The sequence below is a fragment of the Kitasatospora sp. NPDC059146 genome, from assembly GCF_042786665.1.
Classification (GTDB): Bacteria; Actinomycetota; Actinomycetes; order Streptomycetales; family Streptomycetaceae; genus Kitasatospora.
Window position 1 is genome coordinate 1 of the sequence record NZ_JBHZCY010000189.1, and the last position, 12,754, is coordinate 12,754.

At 75.1% G+C, this 12,754-nt stretch carries 11 protein-coding genes, 1 pseudogene and 1 riboswitch; of the genes and pseudogenes, 1 reads left to right on the top strand and 11 read right to left on the bottom strand.

Features of this window, described 5'->3' with window-relative positions; all coding sequences use genetic code 11:
* The 11 genes and pseudogenes from ACFXPX_RS41335 to ACFXPX_RS41385 form a co-directional block, all read right to left on the bottom strand.
* Nucleotides 1-425 (bottom strand): annotated as a pseudogene (locus ACFXPX_RS41335) (cytochrome P450); the annotation flags it as partial.
* A complete protein-coding gene (locus tag ACFXPX_RS41340) occupies nucleotides 410-1,963 on the bottom strand; it encodes a cytochrome P450 (protein WP_380595001.1) in 1,554 nt (517 codons plus the stop codon). The pseudogene ACFXPX_RS41335 and the gene ACFXPX_RS41340, both read right to left, overlap by 16 nt.
* Entirely contained in the window at nucleotides 1,960-2,586 is a 627-nt protein-coding gene (locus ACFXPX_RS41345) for an ATP/GTP-binding protein (protein ID WP_380408005.1), read from the bottom strand. Before ACFXPX_RS41345 ends, ACFXPX_RS41340 begins: the two co-directional genes overlap by 4 nt.
* The gene (locus ACFXPX_RS41350; RefSeq protein ID WP_375892891.1) at nucleotides 2,564-2,911 is read right to left on the bottom strand and encodes a DUF742 domain-containing protein; all 348 of its coding nucleotides are present in this window, start codon (nucleotides 2,909-2,911) and stop codon (nucleotides 2,564-2,566) included. The genes ACFXPX_RS41345 and ACFXPX_RS41350 overlap by 23 nt, the downstream gene beginning before the upstream one ends.
* On the bottom strand, nucleotides 2,908-3,321 hold the full coding sequence (locus ACFXPX_RS41355; protein WP_380644914.1) for a roadblock/LC7 domain-containing protein: 414 nt from the start codon (nucleotides 3,319-3,321) through the stop codon (nucleotides 2,908-2,910). The genes ACFXPX_RS41350 and ACFXPX_RS41355 overlap by 4 nt, the downstream gene beginning before the upstream one ends.
* Before the next feature lie 81 nt (nucleotides 3,322-3,402).
* Nucleotides 3,403-4,629, bottom strand: coding sequence for a sensor histidine kinase (locus tag ACFXPX_RS41360; RefSeq protein WP_380530241.1), 1,227 nt, complete (start codon nucleotides 4,627-4,629; stop codon nucleotides 3,403-3,405).
* A gap of 322 nt (nucleotides 4,630-4,951) precedes the next feature.
* Nucleotides 4,952-7,138 (bottom strand): SpoIIE family protein phosphatase, encoded by a 2,187-nt coding sequence (locus ACFXPX_RS41365; RefSeq protein ID WP_380644915.1) that lies wholly within the window; start codon nucleotides 7,136-7,138, stop codon nucleotides 4,952-4,954.
* Between the two features lie 7 nt (nucleotides 7,139-7,145).
* Nucleotides 7,146-8,270, bottom strand: a complete 1,125-nt coding sequence (locus tag ACFXPX_RS41370; RefSeq protein ID WP_380530205.1) for a PP2C family protein-serine/threonine phosphatase — start codon at nucleotides 8,268-8,270, stop codon at nucleotides 7,146-7,148.
* Nucleotides 8,271-9,559: 1,289 nt separating this feature from the next.
* On the bottom strand, nucleotides 9,560-10,141 hold the full coding sequence (locus tag ACFXPX_RS41375) for a TetR/AcrR family transcriptional regulator (RefSeq protein ID WP_375892899.1): 582 nt from the start codon (nucleotides 10,139-10,141) through the stop codon (nucleotides 9,560-9,562).
* A gap of 28 nt (nucleotides 10,142-10,169) precedes the next feature.
* Nucleotides 10,170-10,994 (bottom strand): alpha/beta fold hydrolase, encoded by an 825-nt coding sequence (locus ACFXPX_RS41380; protein WP_380408015.1) that lies wholly within the window; start codon nucleotides 10,992-10,994, stop codon nucleotides 10,170-10,172.
* A 102-nt stretch (nucleotides 10,995-11,096) separates the two neighbouring features.
* Nucleotides 11,097-11,387 carry a YiaA/YiaB family inner membrane protein gene (locus ACFXPX_RS41385; protein ID WP_375892903.1) on the bottom strand — a complete coding sequence of 97 codons (291 nt, stop codon included), beginning with the start codon at nucleotides 11,385-11,387 and terminating at the stop codon, nucleotides 11,097-11,099.
* A gap of 196 nt (nucleotides 11,388-11,583) precedes the next feature.
* Nucleotides 11,584-11,742, top strand: a riboswitch (cyclic di-AMP (ydaO/yuaA leader).
* Nucleotides 11,743-11,754: 12 nt separating this feature from the next.
* Here ACFXPX_RS41385 and ACFXPX_RS41390 point away from each other — a divergent pair.
* Nucleotides 11,755-12,618 carry a M23 family metallopeptidase gene (locus ACFXPX_RS41390; protein WP_380530210.1) on the top strand — a complete coding sequence of 288 codons (864 nt, stop codon included), beginning with the start codon at nucleotides 11,755-11,757 and terminating at the stop codon, nucleotides 12,616-12,618.
* The last annotated feature ends 136 nt before the right edge of the window (nucleotides 12,619-12,754 follow it).

Consider the following 12,754-nt stretch of genomic DNA (forward strand, 5'->3'; position numbering starts at 1 on the left):
GGGGTGGCCGAGCTGGAGACCAGGGTGTCGGAGAGGTGGTGCAGTTCGTCCTGCTGTTCCGCCGCGAGACCGAGGAGTTCGCCGATCACCTGCATCGGCAGCGGGTAGGCGAAGTGCTCGCGCAGGTCGAACTCGCCCTCCAGCGCGGCGATCCCGTCGAGCAGCGCGACGGTCCGGGCCTCGATCGCGGGGGCCAGCGCGGCTGTTCGGCGCGGGGTGAAGGCCTGGCTGACCAGCCCGCGCAGCCGCTTGTGGTCCTCGCCGTCGGCGGTGATCATGCCGGGCACCGTGACGAAGTTGAGCAGCGGCCAGCCGTACGGCAGCCGGCCCTCCCGGAAGAGGGTCCACAGCTGGGGGTTCTTGCCGACCCGGGGGTCGGCCAGCAGCGCCTGGAGGGTGTCGTGGTGGGTTACCGCCCAGACCACCACCCCGCCAGGGAGCTCCACCAGGACGGCCGGGCCGGCTGCCCGGAGCCGGGCGTTCTCGCCGTGCTGGTCGCGTCCGAAGGGGTCGAGCCGGACGGGCTCGGGTCGGACGGGCTCGGGGCGGGGGCCGCGGGGGTCGTCGGCGGTGTCCATGCGGGCCTTTCGGGGGCTGGCGGGCGGGGCGGGGTGAAGGCGCTGTAGAGCACCGGGAGGGCGACCAGGGCCCGTGACCACGGAGACGGACGCCAGGTCAACTCGCCTGCGGGTACGGCAAGTTGGAGGTCGGGAAGGCGGTGCAGCAGGGTCTCGATCGCGGTCTCGACGATGATCCGGGCCGGGTGCTGGGCCGGACAGACGTGCCGGCCCGCGCCCCAGGCGAGGTGGGCCCGGTTGCCGCCGAGCGAGCCCTGGGCGGCCGAGGAGGTGCCCTGGGCGGCCGGGTCGGCGTTGGCCGCGGCCAGGCCGAGCACCAGCATGTCGCCCTTGTTGACGTACTGGCCGCCGAGGACGGTGTCGCCGGTGGCCCAGCGGCCGGGGAAGTTCTGGGTCGGCGGGTCGCGCCAGAGCACCTCCTCCAGCGCGTCGGAGACGGTCAGCCGCCCGCCGGTCAGGGTGGCCCGGAAGCGGCGGTCGGTGAGCAGCAGCCGCAGGGTGTTGCCGATCCAGTTGATGCAGGTCTCGTTGCCAGCGACCATCATCACCACCAGGTGGTGCACCGCCTCCTCGTCGGTCAGCGCGGCCGGGTGGGCGAGCAGCCAGGAGGTGAGGTCGGCGCTGGGGGCGGTGCGGCGCTGCCGGACCAGTTCGACCAGGGTGTTCTGGAACTCCCCGGCGGCGCGCACCGATTCGGGCCCGCTGTCGACGAAGTGGCTGATCAGCTCGATCATCCGGGGTCCGCTGCCGGTGGGCAGGCCGACCAGCTGGGTGGAGACCAGCAGCGGCAGGGCGCGGGCGTACTGGCCGATCAGGTCGGCGGTGCCGTCCGGGCCCCAGCTGTCGATCAGGCCGTTGGCGGCGGCCTCGGTGGTCTCGCGCAGCTGCCGGTGGTCGATCTGGGCCAGGGTGTCCGAGACGGCGGCACGCAGCCGCTGGTGCTCGGCGCCGTCCAGGTTGAGCAGGGTGGGCCGCCAGGCGGTCATCGGCTGCAGCCGGGAGTCGGCGGCCAGCCGGCCCTCGGCGGGCACCCGCCACTGCCGCGAGTCCTTGGAGAACAGCGCCTCGTTGCGGGTGAGTTCGAGCAGTTCGGCGTAGCCGAGGACGAGCCAGGCCTCCACCCCGGGCTCCAGCTCGATCGGCGCGACCGGGCCGTAGCGCTCGCGCAGCCGGGCGTACAGGCCGTGCGGGTCGTCGGCGACGGCCTGCCCGTACAGCGGGGTGAGCGGGACGCCGACCGGCAGCCCGCCACCGGGCGGGGCGCCGTACGGAGCTCCGGTCCCGTACGGACCGCCGGTGCCGTACGGACCGCCGGCGCCGTGGGGCCCGCCGGTGCCGTGCGCGACCGGGCAGCCGGAGGGCCGCGGGGGCTCGGGGGCGGTCACGGCTGGAGCTCCAGCAGCGAGCTGCGGTGCAGGTGGTCGACGAAGTCGATCAGCAGGTCGTAGGAGGCCCGCCGGTCCCGGGCGTCGCAGTACAGGATCGGCACCTCCGGCAGCAGGTCCAGCGCGGAGCGCAGCTCCTCCTCCGGGTAACTCGGCGTGTCCGGGAAGGTGTTGACGGCCACCGCGAAGGGGATGCGCTGCTCCTCCAGCCGGCCGAGGACGTCGAAGCTCTCGTCCGGCCGGCGCAGGTCGACCATCGCGATGGCGCCGAGCGCGCCGCGCGACAGGTCGTCCCACAGCGGCCAGAAGCGCTGCTGCCCGGGCGTGCCGAACAGGTACAGCGCGAGCCGGGAGTTGAGCGTGATCCGGCCGAAGTCCAGCGCGACCGTGGTGGTGGTCTTGCCGCTGCGCCCGGTGAGGTCGTCCACGCCGCTGCTGGCGGCGGTCATGGTCTCCTCGGTGCGCAGCGGGGTGATCTCGCTGAGCGAGCCGACCAGGGTCGTCTTGCCGACCCCGAACGGGCCGGTGACCAGGATCTTCACCGCGCCCTGCACCGAGGACGGCAGGTACTGCGGTCCGGCCGGCACGTCGGCGGGGGCTTCAGCGGAGTTGGCGGAGGCCAACGAGCACCTCTTCCAGGAGGGTTGTGGGCAGGCGTTCGGCCTGCGGGACGGGCGGGAGCACCTGCACGGCGCCGAGGTCCCAGAGGTCGCCGACCAGCACCTTGACGACGCCGAGCGGCAGCCCCAGGTGGGCCGCCACCTCGGCGACGGACAGCAGGCTGTGGCAGAGCCCGAGGATGCGCCGGTGCTCCCGGTTGAGCAGGACGTGCTCGGGCAGTGCCGGGGGATCTGATAACGCGCTGACCAGGCTCTCGATCGCCAGGTCGGCGCGGGTGGGGCGGCTGCGCCCACCGGTGATGACGTAGGGCCGGACCGGCCCGTTCACCGGTGCCCCCCCGCCGCGTGGTCGACGCGCGGCGGGCTGGTGAGGTGGGTGCCGATCCGCTCGACCAGGACCTGCATCTGGTACGCGACCAGCCCGGCGTCGACCGCCTCGCTGGTCACCACGGCCAGGTGGGCGCCGGCCCCGGCGGCGACGACGAACAGGTAGCCGCCGCCGTACTCGATGATGATCTGGCGGGTGGCGCTGCCGGGGCCGCCGAAGCCCGTCGCGATGCCGCGGGCCAGCGACTGGAGCCCGGAGCAGGCGGCGGCGAGCCGTTCGGCGTCCTCCCGGGCGATGTCGGCGCTGCGGCCGATCTCCAGACCGTCGTTGGAGACGACGACGGCGTGCTGGACCTGCGGGACGGCGATGATGTCGGCGAGCAGCCAGCCGAGATCGGGGGTGGTGGTCATGGAACTCTCCGGGGCGATGGGGAAGTCGGGGGGAGGTCGGGGGAGCGGGACGGGAGCGGGCTCGGTGCGGGCCGGGCCGGCTCAGTGCGGGCCGGGCGGGCCCTGGGCCCGGGTGCGGGCGGCCGACCGGCCGCTGGCCGTCCCGGCCTGGAACATCGCCATGAACGCCTGGGCGTCCCGGGCCGAGCGGTACGGCGGCTCGGGCGCGGGTGGGGGAGCGGCGTGCTGGGCGGGTCGGTTCGCACGGTCGCGCCGGTGGCTCCGGCGGGGCAGCGGCGGAGGGGTGTCGGCCGCCGGGGCCCGGCTGGTGGGCGGGGCCTCCACCAGCGGGTGAACGGCGCCGGGGTGGTCGGGGCCGGCGAGCGGCCGGGGGTCGGGGGTGAACGCCCGGTCGTCCGGCCCGAGTCCGGGCACGGTGGGCGGCAGCGGCTCGGTGAGCAGGGCGTTCGGCAGCAGCAGGACCACGCGCACGCCGCCGTACGGGGAGGGCGCCGAGCTGAGGGTGACCCGGAACCCGTAGCTCTCGGCGAGCCGGCCGACGGCGGCCAGTCCCAGCTGGGGCACCTCGCCGAGCCGGGAGACCTCCAGGCTGCTGCCCCCGGCGAGGGCGGCGGCGGCCTTGGCGACGGCCTGTTCCGGCATGCCGACGCCGCCGTCGTCGATCTCGATGACCGCGCCGTTGTGCACCGGCATCAGGGTGACGAACACCTGGGTGCTGGGCGGGGAGTAGCGGGTCGCGTTGTCCAGCAGTTCGGCGATGGCGTGGATCAGCGCCTCGGCGGCCGCGCCGACCACCGCGGTCTCGATCCGGCTGCGGACGACCACCCGCTGGAACGGCAGGATCCGCGACTGGGCGCCGCGCACCACGTCCTCCAGCGACACCGGCTCCGGCCAGTGCCGCCCGGCCCGGGCGCCGCACAGCACGGCCAGGGTCTGGGCCAGCCGGGCCTGTTGGGCGGCGGCGTGGTCGGCCTTGAGCAGGCCCTCCAGCAGCGCCGGGTCGTCGTGGGTGCGCTCCATCTCGTCGAGCAGGGCCTGCTGGTCGTGGGCCATGACCAGGATCCGGCGGGCGACGCTGAGGAAGGCCCGCTGGCTGGAGGCGGTGAGCTCCTGCTCCTGCTGGACGGCGGCCAGGTCGGCGCCCCGGCGGGAGAGTTCGGCGGCCAGCTGCTCCTGGAGCCGGGCGAGCTCGCCCGCCAGCCGGTCGGCCCGGCCGCGCTGGGTGACGGACACGGCGCGGTACCGCGCGGCGGCCACGAGGGCGAGGACGGCGAGCACGCCGGTAGCCGTTGCGCACCACTGAGTCATCGTCACGCCGCGAATTCTAGGGCGATGATCCTACGAAGGTGTGAACGGATCTCGCCATGTGACTGGATCTCGTCAATATCGAGTCAATACGCCGCCGTTCCCGCGTCGTTCGACCGCGATCGCGGGGCCCTGACAAGCCGTCCGATCGTTCGTCCAGGGTCTTTCGACCCCCCTCGATGTGGCGCGTGGTGGCCGGTTCGCGTCCCGTGATGTGTGGGGCCCGTGTGCACGGTGTCGCCGAACCGGCGTCATCAGGTGCAGGAGCGCGCGCCGTCAGGTGCCGGGCCTCGGGTGCCGGGTGCCGGGTGCCGGGCCTCGTGCGTCAGGCCTCGGGCGGCATCCGGTGCAGGAGCAGCAGCGCCACGTCGTCCGGCCGGGAGCGGCGCTCGGTCACGTTCAGGGTGAGCAGGTCGGCCAGCCGCTCCAGCGCGGGGGCCGCGCCGATCCGCTCCGGGCCGGTCTGCCGGGCCCACAGCTCCAGCCCGCCGATCATCCGGTGCACCGACTCGTCGTAGTCCTCCTCCCGGTCCTCGACCAGCCCGTCCGTGTAGACCAGCAGGGTCTCGCCGCCCGTCAGCCGGCCGGTGGCCAGCGGGTACGGCTGCCCCGGGTCCACGCCCAGCGGCGGGCCGCCCGGCAGCTCCAGCTCGACGGCCGTGGCGTCGGCGGCGATCCGTACCGGTGCCGGGTGGCCGGCCCGGGCCGCGGTCAGGCTACCGTCGGCCGGGTCCAGGGTCAGGTAGAGGCAGGTCGCGAACAGCTCGGTGTCCAGCTCGGACAGCAGCCGGCTGGTCCGGGCCAGGGTCGCCGCCGGGTCGTGCCCGTCCGTGGCGTACGCCCGCAGGCCGCTGCGCAGCTGGCCCATCACGGCGGTCGCCTCGGCGTTGTGGCCCTGCACGTCGCCGATGACCAGCCCGATCCGGCCGTCCGGCAGTTTCAGCAGGTCGTACCAGTCGCCGCCGATCTGCATGCCCTCGGTGCTCGGCAGGTAGCGGGCGGCGCTGGCGATCCCCGGCAGCCGGGGCAGGGTGCGCGGGAGCATCGCGCGCTGGAGTTCACCGGCCCGGTGGTGGTGGGTGTCGTACAGCCGGGCCCGCTCCAGGGACTGCGCGAGGATGCCGGCGAAGGTCGAGTACAGGGTGCGGTCCGCGCGGCCGAACGCGCGCTCGGTGGCGAAGGTGATCAGGCAGGAGCCGACCTGCCGGCCGGAGGCGACCAGCGGCAGCACCGCCCAGGCGGCCGGGGCGTCCGGCCGCACCGGTCCGCCACCGGGCTGGCTGAACAGCGGGGCCGAGCGGGCCAGCGAGTGCTGCATCACCTGCTCGGAGAGGTCCGCCAGCCGGGTCAGCTCAGCCCGGCGCGGTCCGCCGTACACGGTGTGCGAGACCGGCAGCAGCCGGCCCTCGTCCACCAGGTCCAGCACGATGCTGGCGGCGCCGAGCGCCGGCCGGGCCACGTCGGTGACGGCGGCGGTGACGTCCCGGACGGTCACCGCCCGGGACAGCGCCCGGGTCAGCGACAGCAGCAGCGCCGTCCGGGCCCCGGCCGGGTCGTGCGGCGGCTCGGCGTCCCGCGCCCGGCGGTGCTCCACGTCGGCGATCAGCCCGGCCATGCGCACCGGGCGGCCGTGCACGTCCAGCATCACCTCGCCGGACTCCTCGACCCGCGCGACCTTCCCGCCCCGGCGCAGCATCCGGTAGCCGATCCGGTAGCGGCCCCCGCTCGCCAGCGCCTCCGCCAGGGCCGCCTGGACGTCCGGCAGGTCCTCGGGGTGGACGATCCGCTCCAGCTCCGGGGCGGTCCCGTCCGGGTCGACGGGCCGGCCGGCCACCGCGAAGGCGGCCGCGTCCCAGTAGCTCTCCCCGGTGACCAGGTCGCGCTCGAAGGCGCCGTGCCCGGCGGCCCGCACCGCGAGCGACAGCAGCGGGTGGGCCAGGGCGGCGTCCGGGGCGGTCGGGGCGGTCGGGGGCCGCTCCGCGGTGCGGTTTCCGGTGCGGTCGCCGGTGTGGTCGAGGACGTGGTCCAGCAGGTGGTGCAGCCGGTGGGCGCAGGCCCCGGCGATCGTCTCCAGCACGTCCAGGTCGCGCCCCGGGACGGTGCCCCGGTGCGCCAGGGCGAGGGCCAGCACGCCGATCGGCCGCTCGTCCACCACCAGCGGCAGGCTGACCACGGCGACCATCCCGGTGCCCATGCCGGCGTTCCGGTTCGGGTAGTCGACGCTGGTGTGCTCCGGGCTGAGCAGGTACGGGCGGCGCAGCCGCAGCGCCATCGCGGCGGGCAGCTCGCCGGCCGGGTCGACCAGGCCGTAGCGCTCGTGCGCCCAGTCCGGCAGCCCGTGCGAGGCGGTCAGCCGGAGCATCCCGGCGGGGTCCAGCAGGTACAGCGCGGAGCCCTCGCCGGTGATCCAGTTCGGGCCCTCGGCGAGGACGGTGCCGAGCAGCTCGGCGGCGCTGGTGCAGCCGAGCAGCAGGCGCACGCAGCGCATCGGACTACGAACGGGAGAGGACACCAAATCTTCATACCCCATTTCCGTGGTCCGCGGTCGCTCTCAGCCGCCGCACCAGGACCAGGGTCCGGTCGTCCGCGACGTCCTGTGCCACCGCCTCCACCAGCCGGCCCGCCGCCCCCCGGACCGCCTGCCGCTGCGGCGGATTGGTGCGCACCTCCGGCTCGGCCGCCGCCAACAGCCGGCCCACCCCCTCGTCCAGGTCCCGGCCCGGCACCTCCACCAGGCCGTCGCTGAACAGCAGCAGCGAATCCCCGTACGCCAGCCGCCCCGACGCCCCCGGGTACGGCGCCCCCGGCACCAGCCCCAGCGCCGGACCGCCGTGCTCCGACGGCACCCAGCCCGACCGGCGGCAGAACCGCACGGGCGGCGGGTGGCCCGCGTTGAACAGGCGGTAGCGGCCCGTCGCCGGGTGCAGCGCCAGGTGCACGGCCGTGGCGAAGTCGTCCTCCCAGCCCATCCGCACCAGGTGGTCGTTGGCCGCCGGCAGGAACGCCTCCGGCGGCACCCGGCCCAGCAGCATCGCGAACGCCCCCGACAGGTGCGTCGACCGGGCCGCCGCCCGACTGCCCTTGCCCGACACGTCCACCAGGACCAGCTCCAGCAGGTCCTCCTCCGGCCGGTGGGCGCACAGCAGGAAGTCCCCGGAGAACGACGTGCCGCCCGCCGGGGCCAGCGCACTGTCGAAGTGCCAGTCCAGCAGCCGCTCCGGCAGCCGGGCCAGGGCCCGGTTGTGCTCCGCCAGCTCCAGCAGCATCGAATCGCCCTGGGTGCCGCGCAGTCCCAGCCGGTCCCGGAACCGGTTCGCGGTCAGCACCGTCGCCCCCGTCGCCGCCACCACCAGCGTCACCCCCAGCCGCACCCCGTGCGGGTCCTGCACCACCGCCCCCAGCAGACCGCCCGCCAGCGCCGCGCACACCAGCACCCGCAACTGCCCGCGCCGCAGCACCAACCCGCCACCCACCACCGGCAGCACCAGCGCCGACGGCGGCCACCCGTACGGCAACAGGACCGGCAGCACCCCCAGCACCACCGTCACCCCGAGCAGCACCCCCAGCGCCACCCGCCCGGCCCGGACGTCCCCGTCCAGCACCCGGCCGTACCACCGCCGCACCCTCGCTATCAGTGCGGGCACCCGGAACCTCCGCGAAGGCGTGGGCGGTCCCCTGTCGTGACCACCAGTCAGCCCGGCCACACTAACCCCTCCCCTCCCACCCCCCTCAGCGCAGTTCCCACTCCCACCCGCCCCCGCCCGCCGCCCCGCAACCCTCCTCCCCCCGAGGCGCCCACTGCTGCGCTCCACCCGTCTCCACCAAGCCCGTTCCGGCCCCACACGCACCAGAAGTCGGCCCGCCCGACTTCCGGTGCGCACCTGAGCGCCGGCCGCCGACACTGCTGCGGTTCCTTACGGCGATGCCCTCGCCCCAGCGGCTCGACAACCAGGCAACCCGCTGTCGCCAGAAGTCGGCCCGCCCGACTTCTGGCGCGCCGCTTCTTGCCGCCGCCTCTCGGCTGCCCGTCACCCGGCAAGCCCGCAGCTCCGTGCTCCCTCCGCCGCTTCCTGCGCACAGCCCCCGCCTGTGGGAGAGACCGGCCTCCTCGCCGAGGCGCCCGCCTGATCCTGCCGATCGGTAGAGCCGCGCCCTTCGGCTGCCCCGGTCGTCCCCGCCGGGCTCCTTCTCGACCGGCCTCGCACGAGAAGTCGATGGGGCCGACTTCTGGTGCGCCCACCAATGCCGCCGCGCTTCTCCGCCCCCGAGGCCCGCGGCCGGTCGCCCTGTAGGCCCCTTGCCTACGTGGTGCTGCGCAGGAAGTCGGCCAGTCTCCCCCGGCCGCGCCGGCCCAGCGGGCAACCTCGCCTCGCCAGGAGTCGGCCAGGTCGACTTCCTGTGCGCTTCCCCGGCCCAGCTGGCAGCCTCGCGCCACTGGAAGTCGGCCGGCTCGACTTCCAATGCGTGGCCCAGGCTCTGCCCTGGGGGCTTCTGCGGTGGGGTTCCGTGGGAGCGGCGAGCGCGGGAAGTCGGCCTGCCCGACTTCTGGTGCGCCCGCCGACGCCGCCGCGTTCCTCTGTGGCCCGAGGTGCGTGTGCCGGTCGCCCGGTAGGCCCCCTGCCTACGTGGTGTTGCGCAGGAAGTCGGCCAGGTCGACTTCCTGCGCACTACTCCGGCCCCGCGGGTTGGTCGATGGGCTGGCGGCCGTTGCCCGCTCAGGTCGACCGATCAGCAGCCCGCGCCACTGGAAGTCGGCCGGGCCGACTTCCTGCGCGCGGTCCGGGCTCCGCTCCGGTGGGCTTCTGCGGTGCGGTTTCGCGGGGTTGCGGTCGCGAGAAGTCGGCCGACCGGCAGCCCCGCCGCACCAGAAGTCGGTTGGGCCGACTTCCTGCGCCGCTCAGGTGCTGTGCGGGTGGGGGTGGGCCCGGGGTGGTCAGGCGGGGGTGGCGGTGCCGGGCCAGGTGTGGAGGGCGGTGGTGAGGGTGGTGATGAGGCGGTCGTGGGTGGTGGTGAGGTCCTCGGCGAGTTGGAAGGCGCCGGCGATGGAGAGGGAGGCGAAGCCGTGGGCGAGGGAGCGGACGGTGCGGGCGGCGTGGATGGCTTCGGGGCCGTCGAGGCCGTAGCCGCGGAGGACGGCGATGATGACGCCGACGAGCCGGGTGGCGGCGCGGGTGAGGTCGTCGTCGGGCTGGGGTGCCTGGGGGAGGGCGGCGTAGCGGTGGGGGTGCGCGGTGGCGTAGGCCTGGTAGGCGCGTAGGACGGCGGTGACGGCGTCGTCCCCGCTGCGGCCGACGGCGGCGTCCGCGAGCCGGTCGGCGAGCTCCTCGGTGACCCGGACGGCGATGAGGCGCCGTAGTTCGCCGAGTCCGCCGCTGACGTGCTTGTACAGCGAGGGGGTGGCGACGCCGGCCCGGGTGGCGACGGAGGCGAGGGTGAGGGCTTCACCGCCCTGGTCGTCGATGAGGGCGAGGGCGTGGTCGACGACCTGGTCGGGGGTCAGTCCTACGCGGGGCATGGCTTCGTTTCTCCGTACGGGCGGGGGTTCAGGCGAGTTCGGCGAGGAAGGGCAACAGGGCGTCGGCGACGGCCTGCGGGTTGTCGGCCATCGGGTAGTGCCCGGACCCTTCGATCATCACCTTGCGGGCGCCGAGCTTCTCGGCCTGGAGGTCGGCGACGGCCTCGGGCTTCGGGAAGTCGGGGTCCTTGCTGCCCATGAGGACGAGGGCCGGGCAGCGGACGGCCGCGCACCAGCCGACGGGTGCGGAGTCGCCGGTGACGTGGCCGCGGGTGGCGGTCCGCCGGCCGGGGGTGCGCAGGGCGGCGACGAGTCCGTCGACGTAGCCGTCGAGGTCGGCGGGGCGGGGGCCGGGGTAGGCCATCTTGCGCAGGTAGAAGCCCCAGACGCCGGGCCACCGGACCATGGCGGCGCCCATGACGACCATGACGCCCTGCATGAGGGCGTTGGCCCGGTGTTCGACGAAGGCGTCGATCAGGGCGATCCCGGCGACCCGCTGGGGTGCGTCGCCGGCGACCTTGACGACCGTCGCCCCGGTGTAGGACTGCCCGACCAGGACGGCCCGTTCGATGCCGAGGTGGTCGAGCAGGGCGAGGACGTCGGTGGCGACGGCGGCGGGGCCGTAGTCGTCCCAGACGATCGAGGAGTCGCCGAAGCCGCGCAGGTCCATGGTGACGACCCGGTGGCCGGCGGCGGTGAGCAGCGGGTGCAGGTGCCGGTAGGCGCGGCGGGAGTCGAGCATTCCGGGGAGCAGGACGACGGGGGTGCCGTCGCCCTGCCGGGTGTCGTCGTAGGCGAGGCGGCCGCCGGGGACGTCGAGGTACTGGGTGCTCGGGGTGCTGGTGCCGTTCATGGTGGCCTCCGCCGACTCGCTCGTTTCTGCCTGTAGCCATAAAGCTAAGGCTAATAGCCTTAGCCGTCAAGCGTCCGGCCGGTACCGGGGGCGCCCTTCCGTTCACGCCCCCTCGACCCGGAAGGGGTCGTGCTCGCTGAGCAGCTTCTCCAGCCGGGCCTGGTCGACCCGGGCGACGGTGTCCGAGGACTCCTGCCGGTCCCGGACCACCTTGGCCAGCGTGAACGAGGAGGTGACGGTGTAGAGGAGGCCGATCCCGAGGAAGGCCCGGGTCCAGCCGCCGACCGGCAGGTAGGCGATCCCGGCGGCGAGGGCGGTGCCGGAGAGGGCGAAGGAGAGGACGGCCTGGACGAAGTACGCGGCCGTGGTCCGTGACTGCATCGGTGTGCTCATGGCGCCAGGATGCGGCGGGGCGGCCGGGTCGCACATGAGTAGGAGTACTCAGATGGACCGGGTGGCTGAGGGGTCGTTCGTTGACGTCCGATCACCTGTTCCCCAGCGGCCCCGAGCGGATGGCTTGGAATCGGAGCGTCCTAGGATTAACGTCTGATAACGCAGCGCGGTCGTCAATGCCGTACCCAGACGGCACCGTGCGCCGTCGCCTAATCCCACCGACCGGCCTCCGGGCAGGTCAGGGAGCCGGGGAACCACGTTCCTTGGGGTGAATCGGCGGGGCTCCGGCCCGGCCGTAGGAGACCTTCCTGCTCCGAACCCGTCAGCTAACCCGGTAGGCGCGAAGGAAGGAAAGGAGCGCGCCTCCGTGGCGTCGACGCACACCCCGGCACACCCGGCCGGCCCCGCAGCCGGTACCCGGCTCCTCGACCACCCCGGCCCGCACGGCGCCGAGCCCCGCGACGGCGGGTCCGCCGGACCGGCCGAGCCGTTCGCCCCGGAGGCCGAGGCCAACCGCCACCGGATGCCGCGTCAGACCCGCGGCGCCTCCCCGCTGCTCGGCGTCACCGCCGTCGCCGCCACCCTGGGCGCCACCGGCTTCGCCTCCGCGACCCCGGCCGCCGCGCCCGCCGTCGAGGCCCCGGACGAGACGGTCGCCCTGGCCGCCGACCCAGGCCTCGCGCTCGCCGCCCGGATCCAGCAGCAGGCCGACAGCCAGCGCACCGCCGCCGAGGAGGGCGCCCGGGTCCAGGCCGCCCAGGAGGCCGAGGCCAAGGCCGCCGCCAAGGAGGCGGAGGCCAAGCGTGCCGCCGAGGAGGCCGAGCGGGCCAAGGCCGCCGCGCTCACCCTGCCGGTGAAGGACTACGACCTCTCCGCCCACTACGGCCAGAGCGCCCGCTACTGGGCCCACCTGCACACCGGCCTGGACTTCGCGGCCGACACCGGCACCGCGGTCTACGCCGTCGGCCAGGGCACCGTCACCTCGGCCGGCTGGTCCGGCTCGTACGGCTACCGGATCGTCGAGACCCTGCCCGACGGCACCGAGATCTGGTACTGCCACCTCTCCTCGATCATCAAGGGCTCCGGCAAGGTCACCGCCGGCCAGCAGATCGGCAAGGTCGGCGCGACCGGCAACGTCACCGGCCCGCACCTGCACCTGGAGGTCCGCCCCGGCGGCGGCGCCCCGGTCGACCCGGAGACCTGGCTCCAGCAGCGCGGCCTCACCCCGTAGGACCGACGGACGTGGGGGGGGGCCCCGCGGCGCCCCCCCCGCGGCCCCCCCCCCCCGGCCCCGCCCGCGGCCCCGCCCGCGGGGGCGCCCCCCCCCCCCCCCGCCCCCCCGGCCCCCCCCCCGCCCCCCCCCGCCC